Source organism: Cupriavidus sp. 01T418 (genome assembly GCF_056398885.1).
The window spans coordinates 19,998-43,211 of record NZ_JBFTQG010000029.1; the positions used below are offsets into that span (position 1 = coordinate 19,998).

Annotated in this window: 23 protein-coding genes; 14 read left to right on the top strand and 9 right to left on the bottom strand. The window is 66.3% G+C overall.

The genetic code is table 11. The features are described 5' to 3' along the window. From AC1DQ3_RS23990 to AC1DQ3_RS24010, 5 genes are read right to left on the bottom strand one after another with little or no spacing between them, the layout of a single operon-like run. The gene (locus AC1DQ3_RS23990; protein WP_477122656.1) at positions 1 to 984 is read right to left on the bottom strand and encodes a tripartite tricarboxylate transporter substrate-binding protein; all 984 of its coding nucleotides are present in this window, start codon (positions 982 to 984) and stop codon (positions 1 to 3) included. A 37-nt stretch (positions 985 to 1,021) separates the two neighbouring features. Beyond that, the gene (locus tag AC1DQ3_RS23995) at positions 1,022 to 2,260 is read right to left on the bottom strand and encodes a Rieske 2Fe-2S domain-containing protein (RefSeq protein ID WP_477122657.1); all 1,239 of its coding nucleotides are present in this window, start codon (positions 2,258 to 2,260) and stop codon (positions 1,022 to 1,024) included. 2 nt (positions 2,261 to 2,262) lie between these two features. Next, positions 2,263 to 3,267, bottom strand: a complete 1,005-nt coding sequence (locus AC1DQ3_RS24000) for an amidohydrolase family protein (RefSeq protein WP_477122658.1) — start codon at positions 3,265 to 3,267, stop codon at positions 2,263 to 2,265. Positions 3,268 to 3,272: 5 nt separating this feature from the next. Further along, positions 3,273 to 3,674: a RidA family protein gene (locus AC1DQ3_RS24005; protein WP_477122659.1), complete on the bottom strand. Its 402-nt coding sequence runs from the start codon at positions 3,672 to 3,674 to the stop codon at positions 3,273 to 3,275. A 12-nt stretch (positions 3,675 to 3,686) separates the two neighbouring features. After that, on the bottom strand, positions 3,687 to 4,394 hold the full coding sequence (locus AC1DQ3_RS24010) for a GntR family transcriptional regulator (protein WP_477122660.1): 708 nt from the start codon (positions 4,392 to 4,394) through the stop codon (positions 3,687 to 3,689). Positions 4,395 to 4,946: 552 nt separating this feature from the next. On the opposite strand from AC1DQ3_RS24010, the gene AC1DQ3_RS24015 reads away from it, so the two are divergent. From AC1DQ3_RS24015 to AC1DQ3_RS24080, 14 genes are all read left to right on the top strand, one after another. Next, positions 4,947 to 7,052, top strand: a complete 2,106-nt coding sequence (locus AC1DQ3_RS24015; RefSeq protein ID WP_477122661.1) for an acetate--CoA ligase family protein — start codon at positions 4,947 to 4,949, stop codon at positions 7,050 to 7,052. A 9-nt stretch (positions 7,053 to 7,061) separates the two neighbouring features. Then, positions 7,062 to 8,270 (top strand): acyl-CoA dehydrogenase family protein, encoded by a 1,209-nt coding sequence (locus tag AC1DQ3_RS24020; protein ID WP_477122662.1) that lies wholly within the window; start codon positions 7,062 to 7,064, stop codon positions 8,268 to 8,270. 14 nt (positions 8,271 to 8,284) lie between these two features. After that, positions 8,285 to 9,412, top strand: coding sequence for an acyl-CoA dehydrogenase family protein (locus tag AC1DQ3_RS24025; protein WP_477122663.1), 1,128 nt, complete (start codon positions 8,285 to 8,287; stop codon positions 9,410 to 9,412). A gap of 42 nt (positions 9,413 to 9,454) precedes the next feature. After that, positions 9,455 to 10,432: a Bug family tripartite tricarboxylate transporter substrate binding protein gene (locus tag AC1DQ3_RS24030; RefSeq protein WP_477122664.1), complete on the top strand. Its 978-nt coding sequence runs from the start codon at positions 9,455 to 9,457 to the stop codon at positions 10,430 to 10,432. Positions 10,433 to 10,475: 43 nt separating this feature from the next. Further along, positions 10,476 to 11,639 (top strand): thiolase domain-containing protein, encoded by a 1,164-nt coding sequence (locus AC1DQ3_RS24035; protein ID WP_477122665.1) that lies wholly within the window; start codon positions 10,476 to 10,478, stop codon positions 11,637 to 11,639. A 2-nt stretch (positions 11,640 to 11,641) separates the two neighbouring features. Then, positions 11,642 to 12,088 carry a Zn-ribbon domain-containing OB-fold protein gene (locus tag AC1DQ3_RS24040; RefSeq protein WP_477122666.1) on the top strand — a complete coding sequence of 149 codons (447 nt, stop codon included), beginning with the start codon at positions 11,642 to 11,644 and terminating at the stop codon, positions 12,086 to 12,088. Between the two features lie 26 nt (positions 12,089 to 12,114). Next, positions 12,115 to 13,320, top strand: coding sequence for a CaiB/BaiF CoA transferase family protein (locus AC1DQ3_RS24045; RefSeq protein WP_477122667.1), 1,206 nt, complete (start codon positions 12,115 to 12,117; stop codon positions 13,318 to 13,320). 13 nt (positions 13,321 to 13,333) lie between these two features. Then, positions 13,334 to 14,332: a DODA-type extradiol aromatic ring-opening family dioxygenase gene (locus AC1DQ3_RS24050; RefSeq protein ID WP_477122668.1), complete on the top strand. Its 999-nt coding sequence runs from the start codon at positions 13,334 to 13,336 to the stop codon at positions 14,330 to 14,332. A gap of 28 nt (positions 14,333 to 14,360) precedes the next feature. Then, the gene (locus AC1DQ3_RS24055; RefSeq protein ID WP_477122669.1) at positions 14,361 to 15,023 is read left to right on the top strand and encodes an RraA family protein; all 663 of its coding nucleotides are present in this window, start codon (positions 14,361 to 14,363) and stop codon (positions 15,021 to 15,023) included. A gap of 5 nt (positions 15,024 to 15,028) precedes the next feature. Continuing rightward, complete coding sequence (locus tag AC1DQ3_RS24060) at positions 15,029 to 15,691, top strand: RraA family protein (RefSeq protein ID WP_477122670.1); 663 nt, start codon at positions 15,029 to 15,031, stop codon at positions 15,689 to 15,691. Positions 15,692 to 15,693: 2 nt separating this feature from the next. Continuing rightward, entirely contained in the window at positions 15,694 to 16,356 is a 663-nt protein-coding gene (locus tag AC1DQ3_RS24065) for a 4-carboxy-4-hydroxy-2-oxoadipate aldolase/oxaloacetate decarboxylase (RefSeq protein WP_477122671.1), read from the top strand. A 15-nt stretch (positions 16,357 to 16,371) separates the two neighbouring features. Then, a complete protein-coding gene (locus AC1DQ3_RS24070; protein ID WP_477122672.1) occupies positions 16,372 to 17,142 on the top strand; it encodes an enoyl-CoA hydratase/isomerase family protein in 771 nt (256 codons plus the stop codon). Positions 17,143 to 17,157: 15 nt separating this feature from the next. After that, positions 17,158 to 17,580 (top strand): PaaI family thioesterase, encoded by a 423-nt coding sequence (locus AC1DQ3_RS24075; RefSeq protein WP_477122673.1) that lies wholly within the window; start codon positions 17,158 to 17,160, stop codon positions 17,578 to 17,580. A gap of 184 nt (positions 17,581 to 17,764) precedes the next feature. Then, on the top strand, positions 17,765 to 18,628 hold the full coding sequence (locus tag AC1DQ3_RS24080) for a fumarylacetoacetate hydrolase family protein (protein WP_477122674.1): 864 nt from the start codon (positions 17,765 to 17,767) through the stop codon (positions 18,626 to 18,628). A 242-nt stretch (positions 18,629 to 18,870) separates the two neighbouring features. Here AC1DQ3_RS24080 and AC1DQ3_RS24085 read toward each other — a convergent pair whose 3' ends face one another. The 4 genes from AC1DQ3_RS24085 to AC1DQ3_RS24100 all read right to left on the bottom strand — a co-directional run bounded on the left by AC1DQ3_RS24085 (position 18,871) and on the right by AC1DQ3_RS24100 (position 23,192). Beyond that, positions 18,871 to 19,740 carry an alpha/beta fold hydrolase gene (locus AC1DQ3_RS24085; protein WP_477122675.1) on the bottom strand — a complete coding sequence of 290 codons (870 nt, stop codon included), beginning with the start codon at positions 19,738 to 19,740 and terminating at the stop codon, positions 18,871 to 18,873. Between the two features lie 29 nt (positions 19,741 to 19,769). Beyond that, on the bottom strand, positions 19,770 to 21,053 hold the full coding sequence (gene mhpT, locus AC1DQ3_RS24090) for a 3-(3-hydroxy-phenyl)propionate transporter MhpT (protein WP_477122676.1): 1,284 nt from the start codon (positions 21,051 to 21,053) through the stop codon (positions 19,770 to 19,772). A 115-nt stretch (positions 21,054 to 21,168) separates the two neighbouring features. Beyond that, a complete protein-coding gene (gene dmpG, locus AC1DQ3_RS24095; protein ID WP_477122677.1) occupies positions 21,169 to 22,203 on the bottom strand; it encodes a 4-hydroxy-2-oxovalerate aldolase in 1,035 nt (344 codons plus the stop codon). A gap of 2 nt (positions 22,204 to 22,205) precedes the next feature. Further along, positions 22,206 to 23,192, bottom strand: coding sequence for an acetaldehyde dehydrogenase (acetylating) (locus tag AC1DQ3_RS24100; RefSeq protein WP_477122678.1), 987 nt, complete (start codon positions 23,190 to 23,192; stop codon positions 22,206 to 22,208). Between the last annotated feature and the right edge of the window lie 22 nt (positions 23,193 to 23,214).

Genomic DNA, 23,214 nt, shown 5'->3' on the forward strand with positions numbered 1-23,214 from the left:
CTATTCCGGCTTGAAGCCGGAGGCCTTGATGATGGGTTCCCAGGTCGCCAGCTCCGCGCGCTGCCGGCGGGCCATGTCCTGGGCGTCGAGAAAGTCCGGCACTACCGCCAGGCGCTTCGTCAGGAACTCAGTGGTTTGCGGCATGGACAGAATCTTGCGCAACGCCTGCTGCATCCGTTCCAGCTCGGTCCCTGGGGTTCCGGCGGGCGCCCACATGGCGGTCCAGCCGTCGCCGGAAGTCACGTTGATGCCTTGCTCGGCCATGGTCGGGATATCCAGAGCCAGAGGCGAGCGCTTGGCGCTGAAAATGCCGATCATCCGCACCTTGCCGGCGCGGTGGTACTTGAGCATGTCGTCCAGCAGCGTCACGGCGGCGGGTACGTGGCCGCCTACCAGGTCGTTGATCAGCGGCGGCGTGCCCTTGTAGGGCGCCACCGACAGCGCGATGCCAGCCGCCTTGGCAAACTGCATCCCGAGGAAGTGGTTCATGCCGCCCAGTCCCGGCGTGCCAAAGACGGCGTCACCGGGGTGCTTTCTGACCCAATCCACGTATTCGTGCACATTGGTGACGCCCGTATCCATCCGTACCGCCATCCCCAACGGGTAGGAGACCAGGCCGGCCACCGGAGCAAAGTCGCGCCAGAGGTTCCACTTGAGCTGCGGCCCGAAGACCAGTGTCTGGAAGGTCGGCGTGGCATTGGGGGCGATCATGTAGGTGAGGCCGTCCGGCTTCGCCCCCATCAGCACGTCCGCGGCGAGACGGCCGCCAACGCCGACATGGCTTTCGATGATGACCGGCTGCTCCAGGATTTGCGGCAACCAGTCGGCGAAGTAACGGGCGATCGCGTCGGTGCCGCCGCCGGGGGGCAGCCCAAGCAGGATGCGGATCACGGGCTTGCCCTGCATGCCGGCATACGCCGCGGCAGGCGCGGCGAGGCCCGCGCACGCCGCCAGCAGGAGCCGGCGTCGGCGGTAGCTTGTCATGCTTGTCTCCGTTTTTTCTTGTGGCGGGGCGGACGGCTCAGGGCGTTTGCGTGAGCGTGCGCCAGTCGCTGCCTGCCGGCAGCACGCCACCCACGGAGGTCGCCTTGGCGTAGTCGAGATCCGGGTTATCGGCCAGCGTCGGCGTCTTGCCCGCCGTGAACTCGCGCACGGACTTGAGGAGAGCCTGCCGCACCCGCAGCACCGCGCCGTCTGCCGAGCAAAGCTGTTCGGTGGTGCGGTCCACGATCGGACCCTGGCCAATAAACATGGCGAAGTCCTCAGTGCCCAGGTGCTGCGGGAAGCCGGTGGCATGGCCGCGCTTCATCAGGTCGCGGTTCTGGCCCCAGTTGTTCTCGGGCCCTCCTGGCGGGAGCGGCGGGAAGCCCCATACATCGGGCGTGGCCGACATCACGGTCATGCCCAGTGGCCGGTGCGGGTTGAAATGCACGAACCACGCGCGGTGCGTGACGTCGTCCACCGGCGTCGAAAAGAACACCGTGCCCGGGCCCTTGGCATCGGGGGCACAGACGATGCCGTACCAAGGCATGACAAAGTTGTTGACGCGGGCATAGACCTTGTCGTCAGGCAGGGCACGAACGGCTGCGTAGCGGTAGCCGTAAGGCATGTCCTCGAACTCCAGCCGCGGCGCCAGCGCCTGGGTCATGTGCAGGCGTTCGTTACCCGCGCCGGCGGTAATCTGTGTGGTGGATTCGTGCAGCACGCCGACGTGCGACGAGTCCATCGAGGCTTCCACGCCCTGCACCCAGTTGGTCGGCACTTCCTGGCTGGTGACCGAACGCTGGTCTTCCGGCAGGCGGGTGAACGGCAGGTCGGGAAACCTGGGTGGCTGCTCGCCCTTGCCCAGCCACACCCAGACAATGCCGCCGCGCTCCTCCACGCAATAGCGGTTGACACGCACGTGTTTGCAGAATTGCGCTTGATCGCCCATGTGGTTCGGCGCTTCGATGACCTCGCCGCCGGCATCGAGCTTCCAGCCATGGAAGATGCAACGCAGGCCGTTGTCTTCGTTGCGGCCCATCAGCAAGGAAGCCTTGCGGTGCGGGCATTGCTCGTCGAGCAGGCCAACATGGCCGTCGGTGGCGCGAAACGCCACGTAGTTGGTGCCCAGCAGCCGCACGCGCACCGGCGCGCCGTCCGCCACCAGCTTGGCGGAGGGCACGGCCGGGATCCAGTAGTGCTGGCGGATCATCTCGCCCATTGGCGCGCCGTTCTCCACGCGGGTGAGCAGTTCGTTGTCTTCGCGGGTCATGGCCATGTTCAGCACTCCTCGTCTTTGCGGAAAGCGCGCGAGTAGACGCGGGTGCAATTGCACTCAAAGATGTTCCGGCGCTGTTGTTCGCTGAGCCAGTCGATGCTCTCGATCACCGGCTTCATGTCGTCGTAGTCGCGTCCGGAGACCGGGTCGCGCGCGCTGCCGGTGCCGGGCTTTTCCGTGCCGAACAGCACGTTGTCGGTGCCGGCCACCTTGAGCAGCAGCTCAATGGCTTCCTTGGAGTAATTGCAGGTGTCGAAGTACAGGCGCTTGAGCTGTTCGTCGAAGCTCACCGTATCGCCCTTGCGGACCGACCATGCGCGAAAACGTCCCATCTGGTAGGGAATCGCGCCGCCGCCATGTGCCACGACGATCTTCAGGCCCGGGTATGTGTCGAAGACCTTGGAGCCCAGCAGCGAGACGATGGCAATGCTCTCTTCGTTGATGAATTTCAGGGTATAGGACTCGCGCGCGCTGCAGCTGCCGGCCGAGTGGATCAGGCCCGGTACGTCGAGTTGGGTCATGGCATCGTAGAGCGGATACCAGAACGGATCGCCCAGGCCGGGGGGCGTGGGGCCTTCGCCTTCGGTCGGGTCGGGGTTGATCAGGCAACCGACAAAGCCGAGTTCCTTGACGCAGCGTTCCAGCTCGGGCACTGCGCGCAGCGCCGGCGATTCGTTCATGTATTGGGGCAATCCCGCAACACCGCGGAAACGGTCCGGGAACAGCGCCACGAAGCGGGCGATCAGGTCGTTGCAATGGCGCGACCACAACTCGGTCACGCGGCCGGGCTTGACCGAGTGCATCTGCAGGTAGGGACGCGGCGAAATGAACTGCACATCGGTGCCGACCTTGTCCATGCTCTGAACCAGTTCTTCGGCCACCTTGCGCACGGAAGCATCAGGAACCCTCGGCGTGGTTGACGGGTTGGCCCGGCCGCCCACCAGCTCCGCCATGTAACGGAAGCTTTCGGGGGGCATGACGATATGCGCGTGGGAATCGATGATCATGAGGTTCAGCCTTTGGTTTCGCTGGCCACAACGGCCATGCATTCAAGTTGTAGCAACATGCCGTGCTGGAGGTCGTGTACGACGATGTGCCGCGCGGGACGGTCGAGGGGGTCCGGGAAATAGTGCAGCCATTCACCGTTGACCGCCTCGCGCACGCTGTTGTCCTTCACGTAGACGGTGAGCTTGACCAGGTCCGCGAGGGTCGCGCCCCCGGCTTCAAGCAGCTGCTGCAGGTTCGAGAAAGCCAGTTCCGCCTGCGCGGCGGCATCTGCCGGGAGTCTGCCGGTGTCGGGATCCTTCCCGGCAATCGCCGAGGAGCAGATGATGTTGCCCACGCGAGCGCCGGCCGGGATCGGCGCGTTGTGCGCCAGGCCGGGGACATCGAGCGAGCGGAGCGTACGTGTCATGGAATGCCTCTGTCAGGGACTGTCGGTACTGGTTTCGCCTGCGAAGAAGTTCATCGGCACAGTGGCCAGGAACTCGGCGAAACCGGTGGTGCCAGCGGGCACATGCAACAGCATCGCCGCGCCTGCCTGCAGTTCGTCGCCGGCCTGGATGGCGCGCGTGATCTCCTGGTGGTCGCGCAGGGACCTGGCGATCTGGCTCTTGTTCAGGAAGTCCTGCGTGCGGTAGCGCTGCAGGCGCCTGCGTGCCTGGCGGATATGCTCGGCCAGATACGTATTGCGGCAGCCTGCGTAAATTGCCTCGTGGAACAGGGCATTGGCGGCCGCATAGGTCTGCTGGCCGCCTGTCTCCGCGGCTTGCCGGCAGTGGTGAATGCCCGCGTCGAGCGCGGCGTGCAGGCTTTCGTCGGCGCGCCGGGCGGCGAGCCTGGCGCACAGCGACTCAAGTTCCCCCACGTATTCGAGCATTGCCCGCACCTTGCTGATGGAAAGCCGCGCCACGGTTGCGCACTGGCGCGGCGCGATGTTGACCAGTTCGCGTGCCGCAAGCTGCTGCAAGGCTTCGCGGACAGGCGTGCGCGACACGTCGAAGCGGACCGCCAGCGCTCGCTCATCCAGCGCGCATCCAGGCGGAAGGGTGCCCTTTTCGATTTCCTCCTCCAGGGTGGCGCGAATGTCCTTGGCGAGGCCTGCGCGCGGCCCTGGATCGGCTGCCGCGGACAAGGCCATTCCCTCACTGGGGAGAGGACGAGTGTGAATGGAGGTTGAAGTCATCAAACGGTCTGCATTGAGGGCCACGGCCGGCACTTACACCGGTGGTGCAAAAAATATACAACAACAGCGTTGTGGTATGCAAATGGAATATTTCCCGGGTCTCGGGAAAACGGCCGATTGATGCTGAGTTGCCGGTAGCAAACAACACTGGAACGAGAAGCCGCCGGTACTTCCGAAGGCGTCTGCAGGCACCCTGGATTTTACGGGAATGCCTTATAAATAAAGGACTTCACGATGCTGCGGGATCTGTGCCAAGATCGATCGAATTCAAGCAGTGACTGCCGGGTCGGGCACCGCTACGAGCCAGCTTCACTCAGGGAAATCACTGAGTTATGGATTTCAATTGTTGTATCTGGTGTATTGAAAGTGGTGCGTTGGTATGCCACAATGATCAAACACCTCGGTTGGGACCTTCCTGGTCACGTCCGGAACTCCATCTCAAAAGGCCTTATTGCCATGCGCAGTCCAGCATCAGTCCGCGATCTTTCCGGTCCCGTCGCCATGCCGGTAGACCGTATCCTCAAGCCGCGATCGATCGCCATCGTCGGCGCGTCCGCAGACCCACGTTCCTTCGGCGGTTTCGTGTTAGCCAATCTGGAGCGCTTCGGCTATACGGGCGCCATCCACCTGGTCAGCCGCAGCAGCAGCGAGATCAACGGCCGCGCTTGCGTGAAGACGGTGGGGGAGCTGCCTGAGGGGATCGATCTGGCGGTGCTGGCGATTCCGGAGTCCGGTGTGCTTGAGGCCGTGCGTGGACTGGCTGGCCGCCACACGCATGCCGCAGTGCTGTTTGCTTCCGGGTATGCCGAAGCGGGCGAGGAAGGCCGGGCCAGGCAGGATGAGCTTGGGGCTGTGGCGCGTGATGCCGGGATGCTGCTGCTAGGACCCAACTGTATGGGTTTCACAAACTTCGAGGCCGGCGTACCCGTCACCTTCGAGCCGGTGCAGCCCTATCCGTGCAACGGGCGCCCGGGCATCGGCGTGGTTGCTCAAAGTGGCGCCATGGCTGCCAACCTGCGCGATGCCGTGATTGGCCGCGGCCTGCCGCTGACGGCAACCGTGTCGACCGGCAACGAGGTCTCGGTCGGCATCGAGGACGTGCTCGCGCATTACATCGCCGATCCACAGACGCGAGTCATTGCGGTCTATGCAGAGCAGGTGCGCCGGCCGCAACTCTTTTTGCAACTGGCGCGCCAGGCACGCGATGCCGGCAAGCCCATCGTGATGCTGATGCCGGGCAGGAGCGCAAGGGCGCGCGAGGCGGCCCAGTCGCACACCGGCGCGCTTGCCGGTGATCATGCCACCGCTTCGGCCGCACTGTCGCGCGAGGCGGTGGTATTGGTGGATTCCCTGGATGAGCTCTTTGACGCAGCGGCAATCTTGCTGCGTTTCCCGGTCCCGCCCAGTGGCGGGCCGGCTTTTATGACCGGGTCCGGCGCCATGAAGAATATTGCGCTGGATTTTTGCGACGGGATTGGCCTCGAACTGCCTGCCCTGACTGCCGCCACGACGCAGCGCCTCACCGAGATGCTGCCCGGCTATGCGGTAGCCGAGAACCCGCTGGACTACACCACGATCGGCGTGCGCCAGCCTGGGTTGATCGGCGAGATCCTGCTCGCCATGTTGGCCGACGAGCACATCGGCAGCATTGTGCTGAGCATCCCGGCCGGGCCGGAGGTGGCGCAGCGCGATAAAGCCGAGCATATCCTGCCGGCCATCGCGCAGGCGGCCAAGCCGGCGGTGCTGGTGATCACCGGCGACAACGGACCGATCGAGCCGTTCTTCGTGGATGCGATCCGCGCCAGCGACGTGCCCTTCTTCCGCTCGCCTGACCGGGCGTTGCGCGCCTTGGCGCGCGTGGCTGCTTACGGCGAGGCCATGCAGCGTGCCGCGCGTGCCAGCCAGGGTGCGGCGCGCGCGTTGCCGCTCCCGGCTCCCGTGCCGCCGTCCGGTGTGTTCGCGGAATACCAGGGCAAGGCGTGGCTGGCGGCTGCGGGTATCGCGGTGCCCGAGGGGGCGCTGGCTGGCAGCGCCGACGAGGCAGTACGCATCGCCGCGCGGATTGGCTACCCGGTGGTCATCAAGGCGCAAGCCAGCGCGCTGCCGCACAAGAGCGATGTCGGCGGCGTGATCGTCGGCCTGGCTGACGAGGCGGCATTGCGGGCAGGCTGGCAGGCATTGCACGCGAACGTGTCATCGCACAGGCCCGACCTGCAGCTCGACGGCGTGCTGGTCGAAGCGATGGGCGCGCGCGGACTGGAACTCGTGGTGGGCGCCAAGCGCGACGCCGACTGGGGGCCCGTGGTACTGGTCGGACTGGGCGGCGTGTGGATCGAAGCCTTGAAGGATGTGCGGCTGATCCCCGCCGATATGGCCGAGGCCGACATCGTAGAGGAGCTCGGGCGTCTGAAAGCCGCGTCCATGCTAACGGGAATCCGCGGCGCGGCAGCGATAGACGTGGCGGCGGTGGCGCGCGTAGTGGCGTTGGTCGGCGAGCAGATGCGGGCCAGTCCGCAGATTACAGAGATCGACATTAATCCGCTGGTTGCCTATCGCGACCGCGTGCTGGCGCTCGATGCGCTGGTGGTCTGCAACCCAGCCGCTTGAGGAATCCCCATGCAACTAGAATTTTCCGCCGCCGACGAAGCCTTTCGCCAGGAGGTGCGCGCCTTCGTCAAGGCCCGGCTCCCGGCCGATATCAAGCGCAAGGTGGAACTCGGTCTGCGGCTTGAGCACGCCGACTATGTGACCTGGTTCCGCATCCTCGAGGCGCGCGGCTGGATCACGCCTGGCTGGCCTGTCGAACACGGCGGCCCCGGCTGGAGTCACTTGCGGCGCTATATCTTCGACGAGGAGACGCTGCTCGGCGGTGCGCCGCGCATCATCGCCAGCGGCATCCAGATGCTGGGACCTGTGCTGATCGCATTCGGTACGCCGGAACAGAAGGCGAAATACCTGCCGGACATCCGCCACAGCAACACCTGGTGGGCCCAGGGCTTTTCGGAGCCTGGTGCGGGTTCGGACCTGGCGGCGGTGCGTACCACGGCGGTGCTGGAGCCCGACGGCAGGCATTTTATCGTCAACGGTCACAAGGTCTGGACCTCATACGCGCACTGGTGCTCGATGATGTTCGCGCTGGTGCGGACCGACCCGAACGCAGCCAAGCCGCAAGAGGGCATTTCATTCGTGCTGATCGACATGGCTTCGCCCGGCGTGGAAGTACGGCCGATCCGTATGCTGGAAGGCGGCACCGACCTCAATGAGTGCTATCTCGACAATGTGCGGGTGCCGGTCGGGAACCTGGTGGGCGAAGTCAACAAAGGCTGGTCCTACGGCAAATACCTGCTCGGCCACGAGCGCACCGGTATCGCCGGCATCGGGTCGTGCAAGCAGCAGCTTGCGCGCGCTCGAGCACTCGCCGATGAGCAGGGCCTGGGCGACGACCCGCTCCTGCAGTCCCGTCTCGCGCAGTTCGAGATCGAGTTGATGGCGCTGGAGTACACCGCGCTGCGCCTGCTCGGGGCCAACCAGCGCAGCCGGGTGCCAAGTGTGGAGGCATCGATGCTGAAGGTGCGCGGCACCGAACTGCGCCAGGCGATCCATGAGCTGCTGGTTGAAGTGGCGGGGCCGCACGCGGTGCCCTTTGACGAAGCGGCGCTGCTGGGTATGGCCGGCTACGAGCAGAGCACGGCGGCCGATGCAGCCAGTCCGCCCTCGCTGGCGGCACTGGCGGCGAATTATCTCGATTCGCGCAAGCTGTCCATCTACGGCGGCGTCAATGAAGTGCAGCGCAACCTCATCAGCAAGGCCTTTCTCGCGGCCTGAACCAGAACCGGACCATGGATTTCTCATATACCGATGATCATATTGCCTTGCAAGACGCGGTGCGCCGTTTTTGCGATGGCGAATACCCCGCGCACCTGCGCGGCAATCCGGAAGCACCGGAGCTTGGCGCCCAGCGCTGGGCCAGCATGGCCGAGCTGGGCCTGCTGGGCCTGCCTTTCGACAGCGAATTCGGCGGCAGCGGCCAGGGCACGGTTGAACTGATGCTGGTGGCGCAGGAACTGGGGCGGTGCCTCGGCGGCGGTGCCTGGTTGTCGAGCGTGGTGCTGGCCGGGCAGTTGCTGGACCAGGCGGGGACGGCGCGGCAGCGCGGCCGATGGCTGCCGGAGGTGGCATCCGGCAGGTACAAGCTGGCGCTTGCCGCCAGTGAGGCCGACTCGCGCTATAGCTTGTCCCGGGTGCGCACCCGGGCCCAGGCGAGCGCCGATGGCTGGCGCATCGAGGGCCGCAAGACGCTGGTGCTCGAAGGCGGCGACGCCGATGCATTCATCGTGCTTGCGCGTACTGCGGGAGACGTTGCCGATGATGACGGACTGACGCTGTTCCTGGTCGACGCGAAGACGCCCGGCGTAGCGGTGCATGGTTTCGCCACGCTGGATGGCCGCCATGCCGCTCATATCGTGCTGGATGGCGTGCAGGTCGGCAGCGATGCCCTTCTTGGCGAGGCTGGGCGCGCGTCGCCGCTGATCGAAGCCGCCATCGACCGCGCCAGCGCCGTGTTGTGCGCCGAAGCGGCCGGCGCGCTGGAAGCGCTGATCGATCTCACTGCCGAGCACCTGAAGACGCGCAAGCAGTTCGGCTCGACGCTGGCCAAGTTCCAGGTGCTCCAGCACCGCGTGGCCGACATGCTGATCGCGCTCGAACAGAGCAAGTCGATGGCCTGTGCCGCCGCCATGGCCGTGGATGCCGACGACCCCGCGCAGCGCCGCCGGCTGGTGTCTGCCGCCAAGGTCGTGATCGGCCAGGCCGGGCGTCAGGTGGGCCAATGGGCGATCCAGCTGCACGGTGCGATGGGCATGACCGACGAATGCCGCGCTGGCCATTACGCCAAGCGGCTGCTGGTCATCAACCAGCTCTTCGGCGACACGTCGCATCATCTGCAAAGGTTTGCGCAACGGCCGTAGAGCCGAGCATTCCCCGAAAAAACGACAGACAGGAGACAAGACATGGCTTTCATCCGATCCATCAAGACTACGTTCTGCGTGGCCGCCCTGGGACTGGCGTTTGGTGCCCAGGCCCAGAGCAAGCTTCCCATTCGCCTGCTGGTGGGCTTTGCGCCCGGCGGCTCGACGGACACCGTGGCACGCGTGCTCGCCGACAAACTGCACAGTGTGCTGAGCCAGACGGTGATCGTCGAGAACAGGCCCGGCGCCGGTGGCCGGATGGCCACCGAGGTGCTGAAGAACAGTGCGCCGGACGGGCTCACGTATATGGTCGCGCCCAACGCAACCAGCATCTTCCCGAGCCTGCTCTATCCACCATCGGTGCTCCGGTACGACCTGCTCAAAGACCTGGCGCCGGTGGCAGTCGTGGTGTCCTATCCGTTGGCGCTGGCCGTCAGCACCCGAACCGGCGCCACCAATGTCAAGGAGTACGTGGAGTGGGTCAAGAGCCATCCGAAGGAGGGCGTGTTCGGCACGGCGGGGCTCGGTGGCCAGACCCACTTCACCGGATTGCAGTTCGGCAAGGCGGCCGGGGTGCAACTCAACGTCGTGCCGTATCGCGGTAACGGCCCCTTGGCCACGGACCTGCTGGGTGGCCAGTTGCCGGCTGCGGTGATGACCGCGGGCGACATCGCACAGCACCAGAGCAGCGGCCAGGTCAGGGTGATCGGCGTGTTCGGCGACAAGCGCTCACCCGTGATGCCGGATGTGCCGACCGTCATGGAGCAGGGCGTCAACGTTGCGTCGGGCGACGCCTGGGCCGGCGTGTGGGCGCCGGGCAAAACGCCCAAGGCCGAGATTGAGCGCATGCAGGACGCGCTTAAACAGGTGCTGGCCATGCCGGAGGTTCGCAGCATGCTGCGCAAAACCTCCTTGAACGCGGATTTCCACCCGGCCGCCGAGCTCGACCGGCTCCAGCGCAAGGAACTGGCCTACTGGGGGCCCGTGATCAAGGCCAGCGGCTTCACCCCCGAGCAGTGAACGCATCCCGCGGCTGCTATCTCACCGAAATTAGAAGAACGCCATGAGTCTGAACGGAAGCGCATATATCGTGGGGGCATACGAGCATCCCACCCGCAAGGCCGATGACCTGTCGGTTGTACGGCTGCACGCGGACGTAGCCAAGGGCGCGCTGGAAGACGCCGGCCTGAGCAAGAGCGACATCGATGGTTATTTCTGCGCTGGCGATGCGCCAGGCCTTGGCACCACGACCATGGTCGAGTACCTGGGGCTCAATGTGCGGCACGTCGATTCCACTGAGTGCGGTGGCTCGGCGCCCATCCTGCATGTTGCGCACGCGGCGCAAGCCATCGCGGCCGGCCGCTGCAACGTGGCGCTGATCACGCTGGCAGGCAGGCCACGTGCCGCCGGTGCCGCGCTGTCGTTGAAAGCGCCCGATGCCGACGCGCCGGAGCTTGCCTTCGAGCTGCCCTTCGGCCCGGCCACGCAGAACCTCTACGGCATGGTCGCCAAGCGCCATATGTACGAGTTCGGTACCACCAGCGAGCAATTGGCGTGGATCAAGGTGGCGGCGTCCCATCATGCCCAGCACAACCCGCACGCCATGCTGCGCAACGTGGTGACGGTGGAAGACGTTGTGAACTCGCCGATGATCTCGGACCCGCTGCACCGGCTCGATTGCTGTGTGATGAGCGATGGCGGCGGCGCCTTGATCGTGGCGCGGCCTGAGATCGCGAAGCAGCTCAAGCGCCCGCTGGTCAAGGTGCGCGGCACCGGCGAGGCGCCCAAGCATGGGATGGGCGGCAAGATCGACCTGACATGGTCGGCCGCCGCCTGGTCGGGCCCCGCTGCGTTTGCCGAAGCCGGCGTCACGCCCGCCGACATCAAGTACGCCTCCCTTTATGACAGTTTCACCATCACGGTGCTGATGCAGCTTGAAGACCTGGGATTTTGCAAGAAGGGCGAGGGCGGCAAGTTCGTCGCGGATGGCGGTCTGATTTCCGGCGTGGGGCGGCTTCCCTTCAATACGGATGGTGGCGGACTGTGCAACAACCACCCGGCCAACCGGGGCGGCGTCACCAAAGTCATCGAAGCGGTGCGGCAATTGCGCGGCGAGGCGCATCCCGCCGTGCAGGTGAAGCACTGCGACCTGGCGATTGCCAGTGGTATTGGCGGTGCGCTCGCCTCGCGCCATACCGCTGCGACGCTCATTCTGGAAAGGGTTTGAAGATGATGAACACATCCCAGGCCACGCCGGCTGCCAAGTCCGCTACGGCGCCAACTGCGCCATCCGGTCCGCGCAGGATTCCGGCGCCGCGGGCGCTGCCCGAGAGCCTGCCCTTCTGGAACGCTGCCGACGAAGGCCGTCTGCTGGTCAAGACCTGCGCCGACTGTGGCGAGACGCATTTCTACCCGCGGGACATCTGCCCCCACTGCCTGAGCGACCGGACCGAATGGACCGGCGCGGCCGGCACCGGCACGGTGTATTCGTTCAGCACCATGGGCCGCGGCGAAGCAGCCTACACGCTGGCCTTCGTGACCCTGGATGAAGGCGTCACGCTGATGAGCAACCTGGTCGATTGCGATCCTGCGCTTGTCACCATCGGCCAGCGCGTCAAGGTGGTGTTCAAGCCAAGCGAAGGCGGACACGCCGTTCCCATGTTCACCGCTGCCTGAGAGAAGCGTCCATGAAGGAGATATCCATGCAGGACAAGTCCGAGCGCAAGGGTGCGTTGTCCCGGTTCACCATTATCGACGCCTCGCGTGTGCGTGCCGGCCCGACCGCTGTGCGGCTGTTCGCGGACATGGGCGCGCGCGTGATCAAGCTTGAGATCCCACCCGGCGCGCCAGGTGGCGACGACATGATCGGCGGGCGCGATCACAACCGTGCAGACTACGAGAACTTGCACCGCAACAAGGAAAGCCTGACCCTCAATATGAAGTCGCCCGAGGGGCTCACGATCCTGCACGAGCTGGTCCGGCGCGCCGATGTGTTCATCGAGAATTTCCGTCCCGACGTCAAGGACCGCCTGGGAATCGGCCCCGAGGCGCTGCGCGTGATCAACCCGCGCCTGGTCTATGCCAGCATCTCCGGCTTTGGGCAGGATGGTCCCTATGCACGCTGGCCGGGCTTCGACTCGATTGCCCAGGGCATGGGTGGCCTGATGAGCGTGACCGGCAAGCCAGGGGAGGGACCGATGCGGGTTGGCATACCGCTTGCCGATCTGTGCGCGGGGCACTTCTGCGCACTGGGCATCCTCACGGCACTGCTGGAGCGCGAAGCATCCGGTGAGGGCCAGTGGGTGCAGACCTCGTTGCTGGAAGCGCAGATTGCCATGCTCGACTTCCAGGCGGCGCAATGGCTGATCGACAAGAAGGTCCCGGTGCAAAGCGGCAACGAGCATCCCCTGACCGTGCCGACCGGCGTGTTCGCCACCAAGGACGGCTACCTCAACATCGCAGCGATCGGGCAGAACATGTGGACGCGGCTGTGCGACGCACTGGAGATGCCGCACCTGATCGACGAACCCGGCATGCGTTCCGATCCGGAGCGCGTGCAGAACCGCGACACAGTCAACGCGGCCATCAAAGCCGCGCTGAGCGCGCGCACCACCGCGGAGTGGACCGAGCGGCTGCTCAAGGCCGGCGTGCCGTGCGGCCCGATCCACCGTATCGACCAGGTGTTCGCCGACCCGCAAGTGCAGCACCTTGGCGTGGCCTGGCCGATGCAGCACGCCGAACTGGGTGAGGTGGCGCTGGTGGGCCAGCCCATGCGGTTATCTCGCTATCCCCGCGAGCAGATGCCGCGGCCCGCCCCGGAGCAGGGTGCCGACACCAACGACATCCTGCGCGAGTTGGGCTACAGCGCAGCCCAAGTCGCCGAGCTGCGCGCCGCATACGTCGTTTGACAAGGACATACCCATGGCAAGACTAGTCGCCGCTTTCGGCTCTTCCCACAGCATCATGCTGGTTTGCCAGCGTGAAGACTGGCAACACGGCTTCCGCCAGGTCGACCCGAAGAATCCGCACTATTTCGACCGGGCCGGCAACCCGACCACCTACGAGGCGCTGCTGGCCGTAGCTCCGCCCGATGCCGAGCCAATGGTGACCCCCGAGCGCATGGGCGAGCGCTACGACCAGGCCGAAGCGGCCATGGACGAGCTGCGCGAGCGCATCCGTGCCGCCCGGCTTGATGTGCTGCTGGTGGTGGGCGATGACCAGACCGAGCTGTTCCGCACCACCAACAACCCCGCCTTCGCCATTTACTACGGCGAGACCATCCGCAATGCAAAGCGCGACTTGAGTCCGTCCGACGGCTGGTACAAGAAGGCTCGCATGGCCCGCCAGGAGCCCGATGCCGACCGCGACTACCCGGTCAACGCCGCCATGGGCCGCTGGCTGATCCGCGCGCTGTGCGACCGCGATTTCGACATCACCGCCATGGACGGGCTGGAGCGCGGCCAGTTCGAGGGCCATGCATTCTCGTTCATCCACAGGCGCTACCTGCAGGGGCTGGACCTGCAGGTGGTGCCGGTCATCGTCAACACCTTCGATCCACCCAACCAGCCCACGCCACGCCGCTGCATCCAGCTGGGCGCCGCGCTGCGGCAGCTGATCGCGGCCTATCCCGAAGATCTGCGCGTGGGTGTGCTGGCCTCTGGCGGCCTGAGCCACTTCGTGGTGGATGCCGAGCTGGATACCGCCATCATCGACGCCATCCGCAGGAAGGACACCACGTTCCTGGCGTCGCTGGACCCGCGCCAGCTCCAGGCGGGCAGCTCGGAAATCCGCAACTGGCTGATCGCTGTGGAGGCAGTGCGTGACCTCGACCTCGAATGGGTTTCCTATGTGCCGGGCTACCGCACACCTGCACTGACCGGCACCGGGCTGTGCTTTGCGGCCTGGCGCACCCTGGACTGAACTGCCAAACCAGACCATGCCAACGACCATGAGTGAATCCGAATCCTACGTACAACGCCTGCGCCGGCTCGACTGCTGCGCGGTGTCAGACGCGCTCGACAAGCTACAGCTGCCGGGCACCGTGACCGGCCTGCCGCAGCGCTCCGGCGCCGGACGCATTGCCGGACGGGCCATCACCGTCAAGCTGGGAACTGGCGCGCCGCCGCCCGGACCGGCCCGCCACCTCGGCTGCACGGCCATCGAGCAGGCAGGCCCGGAAAACATCATCGTCGTCGAGCAGCGCACCGGCGTGGAGGCCGGCAGCTGGGGCGGGCTGCTGTCGCTGGGGGCCAAAGTGCGCGGCGTTGCCGGCATCGTGGCGGACGGGCCGGTGCGCGATATCGACGAGGCGATCGATTTCGACTTTCCCGTCTTCAGCCGCGCGCTGACCGCCTTTACCGCGCGCAGCCGCGTGGTGGAGCAGGGCACCAATGTCGCGGTGCAGATCGGCAACGTGACGGTGGCAGGCGGCGACTACGTGGTGGCGGACCGCAGTGCCGTGATCTTCGTTGCCGCGCGCGACATCGAGCGCGTGCTGGAGACGGCCGAAGCCATCGTGCGCAAGGAGGCTGTGATGGCGAAAGCCATCCTGGCCGGCACGCTCATCGGGGAAGTCATGGGCGGCAACTACGAACACATGCTGAAAGGTTGAAAGAGATGAGCGAACAACAGGACATCAATGTCGCGCGCGCCGGCAAGCTGGACACGGCCACGCTGAGCGACGCGCTGGACAAGCACGGCATCGCCGGCCAGTGCTACCGCATCAAGGCGCGCGGCGAGGCTTTCGCCATGGCAGGCCGTGCCTACACGCTGCTGTACGGTCCGGCATCCAATCCTCCGGGTACTGTGGGTGACTATATCGACGACGTGCCGCCGGGCAGCATCCTCGTGCTCGACAACGGTGGCCGCGACAACGCCACGGTCTGGGGCGACATCCTCACGGAGATCGCGCACCGCCGCGGCATTGCCGGCACCGTTATCGATGGCGTGTGCCGCGATGTGGCCCTTTGCCGCCAGCTCGGCTACCCCGTCTTCAGCAAGGACCACTGGATGCGCACCGGCAAGGACCGCGTGCAGGTGGAGGCGACCAACGTGGTTGTCAATATCGGCGACGCGCGCGTGCAGCCGGGCGATATCCTGCGCGGCGATGCTGACGGCGTGGTAGTCATCCCTCGCGAGCACGAGGCCGCTGTGCTGGACACCGCCGAGCAGATCGAGCAGGCGGAGAGCGCCATCCGCGCAGCCGTACGTGGCGGAATGCGCCTGGACGAAGCGCGCAGCCAGTTTCGTTACCACCAGTTGCAGACCAAGGGAGCCTGATCATGGCGGAACACGACGCAGCCAGCACCACGATTCGTGAATTCGAGCGGGTCAGCCCCGAAGTTGTCGATGCGGCGCGGGCGCTGCCCACCGCCACGCTGCACGAGGCCGGCGGCAAGATCGGCGTGATCCCGCCGGCCATCAAGCCCGTGGCGCCGGGATTCCGCATCTGCGGACCGGCGCTGACTGTCCATTCGCCTGGCGGCGACAATCTGTGGCTGCACCGCGCCCTCGACATCGCCCAACCGGGCGACGTGCTGGTGGTGCACGTTAGCGGCGCCTACGAGCACGGCTACTGGGGCGAGATCATGACCACCGCAGCCAAGGTGAAGCAGCTTGGTGGGCTGGTCATCGACGGATGTGTGCGTGATGGCGTGTTGCTCGAGGAAATCGGCTTCCCGGTGTTCGCGCGCGGCCTGTGTATCCGCGGCACGGGCAAGGACTATGGCGCGATCGGCTGGCTCAACGCGCCGGTGCTGATCGGCGGCGCCCGCGTGGAAGCAGGAGACCTGGTCGTGGGCGACCGGGACGGCGTAGTGGTGGTGTCGCGCGCCCGCGCCGGGGAGGTCGTGGACAAGGCCCAGGACCGCGAGGCCAGCGAAGCCGCCATTCTCAAGCGGGTGGAGGCGGGCGACACCACCATGCGGATTTACGGCTTTCACTGAGCGGAGCCAGATACCATGACCGAGATCCCGCAAGGACAACCGCCCGAACTGGCAGTCGACGGGCACGTCGCCGTCATCACGCTGCGCCGCCCCGAGGTGGCCAACCGCCTCGAACCCGAAGACCTCGAGCTGCTGCGCGAGTACCTGGAGACGGTGAACGGTGACATCCGTGTCCGCGTGCTGCGTATCGAAGGGCAGGGCCGGCACTTCTGCAGTGGTTTCAATATCGGCCGCCTCGGCGGGGCCGATGTCGGTGCCCGCTTCGAGGCACTGGCCAACGCGCTGGAACAGGCGCGGCCAGTCACCATTGCCGTGCTGCACGGCGGCCTGTACGGCGGCGCCACCGACCTGGCGCTGGCGTGCGACTTCCGCTTCGGCGCCGCCGGCGCCGAGATGTCCGTCCCGGCCGCGCGCCTGGGCCTGCTGTTCTACCGCGGCGGCCTGGAGCGCTATGTCACGCGGCTGGGCCTGGCCACGGCCAAGCGCATCCTGTTGATGGCCGACAAGTTCGATGCGGCCGCGATGCTGGCCTGCGGGTACCTGGACCGGCTGGAGGACAGCCAGCAGGCACTGCAGGCGCTTGCGGCACAGGCGAGCGAGAGCCTGGCCGGCATGGCACCGCTGGCGCTGCTTGGCATGAAGAAACACCTGAACCGCATCGCCCGTGGCGAGCTCGATACCGCTGAGCTGGCACAAGACATCGCTGCGGGCGATGCTTCCGAAGACCTGCGCGAAGGTGCACTGGCATGGCGGGAGAAGCGCGCGCCGCGCTTTGCCGGCCGTTGATTTGGGATGCACACGATGAGCGACGGCAACTATTTCACGCGCATGCAGCGCGGGCGGGCACCCGCCCCGGCTGTTGCCGGACTGCTTGGCGGCGTAGTACGCTCCGCCGACCTGGAGGCGGGCACGCTGGAATCCGACTACCTTGCCACCGGCGCATTCCTCAATCCGGCCGGCCAGGTGCAGGGTGGCATGCTGGGCGCCATGCTGGACGACGTGACCGCGATGCTGGTCACCGCGACGCTGGCCGATGGCGAGTTCTGCGCCACGCTGAACCTGAATCTCTCCTTCCTGAGGCCGGCGCAGGCCGGCCCGCTGAAAGGGCGGGCGCGCCTGGAGCGGCGCGGCCGCACTGTCTGCAACGTGGTAGGGGAACTGCGGCAGGACGGCCAGGTGGTGGCAACCGCCACGGCTACCTGCATGTTGGTCCGGCAGGCGTGAGCGCGCATTGCATCGAGGAGACATGCGTTCCAGGATGCAAGATCAAGAATGACCGGTAGTTCCCCCCCCCGCTCGCTTGCAGGAGAGGGGGGAAAACTACAAGTTCGCCTTGATGACTCGTGCGGACGCATCTGCGGCCGGGCAGCGTATCGAGGCATAAACAGCCTGAATCAGGAAACACCCCATGCAATTCATCAGTTTCACCCACCAGGGCCGGAACAGCTTCGGCGCCGTCGCTGGCGGCGGCGTGATTGACCTCGGCGCAAGGCTTGGGCTGAGCGACCTGGGCCAGGCGCTGCGCCGGCAGCCCGTCGACGCACTGATCGACGAGGCCGGCAGGTATGCCGCCGACTTGTCGGCCGCAGACGCCCTCGACGCGTACCGGCCGGTGGTGGCCGACCCGGAGAAGATCCTCTGCGCCGGCCTCAACTATGCAGAGCACGTCCGCGAAACGCAGAAGGAACGCACCGAGCGCCCCACCATCTTCCTGCGCGTGGCCGAGTCGCAGGTGGGTCACTGCCAGCCGATCCTGCTGCCGCCGGAGTCGGCGCGGCTGGACTACGAGGGCGAGATCGCCGTGGTCATCGGCAAGCGTGGCCGCCGCATTCCCGAGGACCAGGCCTTCTCCTACATCGCGGGCTTCGCCTGTTACAACGACGGCAGCATCCGCGACTGGCAGACGCACACCTCGCAATGGGGGCCGGGCAAGAATTTCCAGAGCACCGGTGGCTTCGGCCCGACATTGGTGACAAGCGACGAGATCGGTGAGAACGAGGTTCTCATGCTGGAAACCCGCCTCAACGGACAAGTCATGCAGCGTGCCACCACGGACATGCTGATCTTCGCCATCCCTGAGCTGGTCGCGTACTGTTCCAGCTTCGTCACGTTGTCTCCCGGCGATGTTATCGTCACCGGCACGCCCGGCGGGGTTGGCGCGCGGCGTCAGCCGCCTGTCTTCATGAAGGACGGTGACGTGGTGGAAGTCGAGGTGAGCAAACTGGGCGTGCTGCGCAACCCGGTGCGATCCGAGATCCCGGAAAGATGCTGACGCGTGGGTCGCCGAGTCATGTCGAAGGCGCCCACGCGTGTCTCAACCACTTCCGCCGCGCGCAGGCCGCCGGGATACAGAACCATGAAGAGCCAGCGGCAGCGCACCGCGTGCAGCCGTTCGCGCTTGGTGGCGGTGTCGCACAGTGCGATCACGCATCCATGTTCGATACCGGGCCGAAGCTCGTCCACCGAGACGGGCATCCCCGCCTCTTTACATGATGTGCCGCGACCTGGTGCCGGTTAGTTGGCTAGAAAGTCAACTACCATCCGATTGAACGCTTCGGCGTGCTCCCACTGTGCCCAGTGGCCACAGCGGTTGAAAATGTGCATCTGCGCATGCGGAATGCCGGCGATCAGGCGCAGGCCGACGTCCATCGGCACGAAGCGGTCCTCGCGGCCCCAGATGACCAGCGTGGGCGCGCTGATCTCGCCCAGGCGGGCGCCGTAGTCGGTGAACTGCTTTGGGTTGGCCTGCATGCTCTTGACGAAGTTATCGAGGTGGTCGCGGCGGGCGAGCATGTTGTCGAGGCGGGCCTGCATCAGGTCGTCGGTCAGCGAACTGGGATCGTAGACGAACACATTCATCATCCGCTTCAGGTTCTCGATGGTCGGCTCGCGATACAGGCCGTTCAGCAGCTTGATTCCCTCGGTCGGCATCGGCACGAACTGGCTCGGGCCGCCGGTGCCGCCGCCCATCAGGACCAGCTTGCCGACGCGCTGCGGATTGGCCAGCGCGAACGCCACGGCGCTGTGGCCGCCCATCGAATTGCCGAGCAGGTGCACGCGCCCGATGTCGAGGGCGTCCAGCACGGCCTTGAGCACGCGGGCGTTCAGTTCCGAGCGCGACCCGGTGCTGACCACCGGATCGCTCTTGCTCCAGCCCGGGCAATCCACCAGCAGCACGCGGTAGCCGGCTGCCACCAGCGGCTCGATGTTGCGGTTGAAGTTGGCCCAGCCGCTGGCGCCCGGACCGGAGCCGTGCAGCATGACGACGGTCTGCGTGCCGGACCCGGTGTCGTTGTAGTGGATGCGGAACTCGGCATCGCCGTCCCTGACGGTGACAAAGCGGCTGGTCGAGTCTTCCGTGATGGCTTGTGCAGTGGATTGCATGATGTGTTTCCTTGCTGAGGCAGATGGATTCAGGGCTTGGGCTGGACGCCCGGGAGGGAGGGGCCTGATTTCAGGGATGAGAAGCCGCCCACCAGGGTCAGGGCTGCGACAGCGGCCACGACGATGAGGGGAATGCTGGAGGCGACGAGCATCGACGCGCTCTGGCCGATCGCGAAGAGCTGCCCGGCGATGAGGGGCCCGAGGATCGAGCCGAGCCGGCCCACGGCGACCGCCGCGCCCACCCCGGTCCCGCGTACCTCGGTGGGATACGCCTGGCCCGCCAGCGCATACAGCACCGACTGGCCGCCGACGAGGAACAAGGCGCAGAAGAATGCCCCGCACGCCATCGAGACGCTGCCGCGCGCGCCCGCCAGCGCGGCCAGCGCCACTCCGATCCCCACGTACATGGCGATGACCGTGAGCTGCCGGCTGAAGCGGTCCATCATCCCCGCGATGGCCACCGCGCCGATACCGCCGCCGATGTTGAACATCATCATCGCCACGCCGGCCTGTACGCGGCTCAGGCCGTTCGACAACACCATCGACGGCAGCCAGTTCATCAGGAAATACAGGACGATGAGCGTGCCCAGATAGCTGGTCCAGAGGGCGATCGTGGCACGGGCGCGGCCGCCGCGCCAGAGGGCATCGGCGAAGCCCGTATCGGCAGCGCCGCTCACTGCCGTCGTCGTGGCCTTGGCCTTCGCCGCGACGAACTGCGCCGATTCGTGCAGGCACAGGCCCAGCAGCGGCAGGGTCAGCAGCGGGCCGAAGCCGCCGACGTAGAAGATGTGCCGCCAGCCATCATCACCCGGGCTGACGATACCAATGGCGGCCGCCAGCGCGGCACCGAACGGCATCCCGCAGTACATGGCGCCCACGGCTGTGTTGCGGCGGCGGGGTGAGGCCGCTTCCGCGCACAGCGCGATCAGGTTCGGCATCGCCGCGCCCAGCCCGAGCCCGGTCAGCACGCGCGCGGCCAGCAGGGATTCGAAGTTCCAGACCAGCGTCGTCGCCAGCGAGAACAACCCGAACAGCGCGACGGAGAGCATCAGCACGCGCTTGCGCCCGAGACGGTCGGCAAGCCGTCCGCCCAGCGCCGCGCCCGGCAGCAGGCCGATGGCGCCGGCGCTGAACGCCCAGCCCATCTGCGCGACGGACAGCGAGAACTCCTTGGCGATGCGCGGCGCGGCCACGCCGGCGGATTGCAGGTCGAGCCCTTCGAGCAAGGCGATGGCCAGGCACAGGCCGATGGTGGTGAGGCTCCCGGTCGCGGCAGCTTTGCCGCTGCCGCCGGGGCGTGTCATCGTGTTCATGGGTAGTCTCCAGGTGGGTCGATGCGGGACGCTCTTGGTGCCGATAGGCGGCGTGCTCTCGCGGTCGTTAGTCGGTGGGGACGAGCGGCGTGCTCCGGGCGCGCCGCTCGTCGGATCACTGTTGCGCTTCGAGCGCGCGCTTGCTGAGGTCCAGCGCGACGTCGACGATCATGTCTTCCTGGCCGCCGACCATCCGGCGCTTGCCCAGTTCGACCAGGATGTCGACGGTCTTCAGGCCGTACTTCTTCGCCGCCACTTCCGAATGGCGCAGGAAGCTGGAATAGACCCCCGCGTAGCCGAGCGCGAGCGTCTCGCGGTCCACGCGCACCGGACGGTCCTGGAGCGGGCGCACGATGTCGTCGGCGGCGTCCATCAGGGTGTAGAGGTTGGTGCCGTGGTTCCAGCCCAGCCGCTCGGCGGCTGCGATGAAGACCTCCAGCGGCGCATTTCCCGCCCCCGCGCCCATGCCGGCCAGCGAAGCGTCGACGCGGTCGCAGCCTTCCTCGACAGCGACGATGGAGTTGGCCACGCCGAGCGACAGATTGTGGTGCGCGTGCATGCCCGTCTGCGTCTCGGGATTCAGCACCCCCCTGAGCGCACGGAAGCGCTCGCGTACGTCGGTCATCGACAGCGCGCCGCCCGAGTCGACCACGTAGATGCAGGTCGCGCCGTAGCTTTCCATCTTCTTCGCCTCGACGGCGAGGTTCTCCGGCGTGGTCATGTGGCTCATCATCAGGAACCCCACGGTGTCCATGCCAAGTTCGCGCGCGTACTCGATGTGCTGCCTCGAGATGTCGGCCTCGGTGCAATGCGTGGCGACGCGGACCACGCGCGCGCCAGCGTTGTAGGCTGCCTTCAGGTCGTGCGTGGTGCCGATGCCGGGCAGCAGCAGCGTGGCGATCTTCGCGTGCTCCACCACGTCCGCCACGGCGGCGATCCATTCGAGGTCGCTGTGCGCGCCAAAGCCGTAGTTGAAGCTCGACCCTTGCAGGCCATCGCCGTGCGCGACTTCAATGCTGTCGACCTTGGCGCGGTCCAGCGCGCGGGCGATGTCCTGCACGTTGCGGATGGAGTACTGGTGCCGTACCGCGTGGCTGCCGTCACGCAGCGTCACGTCGGAGATGTAGAGTTTCTTGCCGGGGGTGCTCATGGTCAGGCTCCTTCAGTGATCGCTTCAGTGGACGCATCAGTGGACGCAGCGGTGGCCAGCAGCGATTGCGCCATCCGCTCGGCGGTGGCGAGGGCGGCGGAGGTCATGATGTCGAGATTGCCCGCATAGGCAGGCAGGTAATGGGCGGCGCCCTCGACTTCGAGGAACACCGAGGTCTTCAGTCCGTGCAAGCGGCCGAGGCCGGGGATGTTGAGCGGCGCGCTGGCCGGGATCTCGTCGAACTGCACGGTCTGCTTGAGGCGATAGCCGGGCACGTAGGCATGCACCGCGCGGACCATGTCGGCGATCGAGGCTTCGATCTTCTCGCGCTCGGCCAGGTCCGACAGGGTATAGACCGTGTCGCGCATCATCACCGGCGGCTCGGCCGGGTTGAGCACGATGATGGCCTTGCCCTTGGCCGCGCCGCCGACCACCTCGATGGCCTTCGACGTCGTCTCGGTGAACTCGTCGATATTGGCGCGCGTGCCCGGGCCGGCCGACTTGCTGCTGATCGAGGCGACGATCTCGGCATAGTGGACTTTCGCCACACGGGACACGGCCGCCACGATGGGAATGGTGGCCTGGCCGCCGCAGGTGACCATGTTGACGTTGCGCGCGTCCAGCTGGGCGTCGAGATTGACCACCGGCACGCAGTATGGGCCGATGGCGGCGGGCGTCAGGTCGATCATGCGCAGGCCCGGCTTGCGCTGGCGCAGCAGTGCGTCGTTCTTCACGTGTGCGCCGGCCGAGGTCGCATCGAAGACGAAGTCGATCTCGTCGAACACCGGCAGGCGGGCAAGGCCCTCGGCGCCTTCGTGCGTGGTGGCCACGCCCAGCCGGGCGGCCCGCGCCAGCCCGTCGGAGGCGGGATCGATGCCGACCATCGCCGCTATTTCCAGATGCTTGCTGTTGCGCAGGATCTTGATCATCAGGTCGGTGCCGATGTTGCCGGAGCCGATGATCGCTGCCTTGAGTTTTTTGGAAGCCATGTGATTGTCCTTGTTATTCGCG

Coding starts and splice junctions, on each gene's coding strand:
- AC1DQ3_RS23990 (WP_477122656.1), bottom strand. CDS start 984: ATGACAAGCTACCGCCGACGCCGGCTCCTGCTGGCGGCGTGCGCGGGC.
- AC1DQ3_RS23995 (WP_477122657.1), bottom strand. CDS start 2,260: ATGGCCATGACCCGCGAAGACAACGAACTGCTCACCCGCGTGGAGAAC.
- AC1DQ3_RS24000 (WP_477122658.1), bottom strand. CDS start 3,267: ATGATCATCGATTCCCACGCGCATATCGTCATGCCCCCCGAAAGCTTC.
- AC1DQ3_RS24005 (WP_477122659.1), bottom strand. CDS start 3,674: ATGACACGTACGCTCCGCTCGCTCGATGTCCCCGGCCTGGCGCACAAC.
- AC1DQ3_RS24015 (WP_477122661.1), top strand. CDS start 4,947: ATGCCGGTAGACCGTATCCTCAAGCCGCGATCGATCGCCATCGTCGGC.
- AC1DQ3_RS24020 (WP_477122662.1), top strand. CDS start 7,062: ATGCAACTAGAATTTTCCGCCGCCGACGAAGCCTTTCGCCAGGAGGTG.
- AC1DQ3_RS24025 (WP_477122663.1), top strand. CDS start 8,285: ATGGATTTCTCATATACCGATGATCATATTGCCTTGCAAGACGCGGTG.
- AC1DQ3_RS24030 (WP_477122664.1), top strand. CDS start 9,455: ATGGCTTTCATCCGATCCATCAAGACTACGTTCTGCGTGGCCGCCCTG.
- AC1DQ3_RS24035 (WP_477122665.1), top strand. CDS start 10,476: ATGAGTCTGAACGGAAGCGCATATATCGTGGGGGCATACGAGCATCCC.
- AC1DQ3_RS24040 (WP_477122666.1), top strand. CDS start 11,642: ATGATGAACACATCCCAGGCCACGCCGGCTGCCAAGTCCGCTACGGCG.
- AC1DQ3_RS24045 (WP_477122667.1), top strand. CDS start 12,115: ATGCAGGACAAGTCCGAGCGCAAGGGTGCGTTGTCCCGGTTCACCATT.
- AC1DQ3_RS24050 (WP_477122668.1), top strand. CDS start 13,334: ATGGCAAGACTAGTCGCCGCTTTCGGCTCTTCCCACAGCATCATGCTG.
- AC1DQ3_RS24055 (WP_477122669.1), top strand. CDS start 14,361: ATGAGTGAATCCGAATCCTACGTACAACGCCTGCGCCGGCTCGACTGC.
- AC1DQ3_RS24060 (WP_477122670.1), top strand. CDS start 15,029: ATGAGCGAACAACAGGACATCAATGTCGCGCGCGCCGGCAAGCTGGAC.
- AC1DQ3_RS24065 (WP_477122671.1), top strand. CDS start 15,694: ATGGCGGAACACGACGCAGCCAGCACCACGATTCGTGAATTCGAGCGG.
- AC1DQ3_RS24070 (WP_477122672.1), top strand. CDS start 16,372: ATGACCGAGATCCCGCAAGGACAACCGCCCGAACTGGCAGTCGACGGG.
- AC1DQ3_RS24075 (WP_477122673.1), top strand. CDS start 17,158: ATGAGCGACGGCAACTATTTCACGCGCATGCAGCGCGGGCGGGCACCC.
- AC1DQ3_RS24080 (WP_477122674.1), top strand. CDS start 17,765: ATGCAATTCATCAGTTTCACCCACCAGGGCCGGAACAGCTTCGGCGCC.
- AC1DQ3_RS24085 (WP_477122675.1), bottom strand. CDS start 19,740: ATGCAATCCACTGCACAAGCCATCACGGAAGACTCGACCAGCCGCTTT.
- mhpT (WP_477122676.1), bottom strand. CDS start 21,053: ATGAACACGATGACACGCCCCGGCGGCAGCGGCAAAGCTGCCGCGACC.
- dmpG (WP_477122677.1), bottom strand. CDS start 22,203: ATGAGCACCCCCGGCAAGAAACTCTACATCTCCGACGTGACGCTGCGT.
- AC1DQ3_RS24100 (WP_477122678.1), bottom strand. CDS start 23,192: ATGGCTTCCAAAAAACTCAAGGCAGCGATCATCGGCTCCGGCAACATC.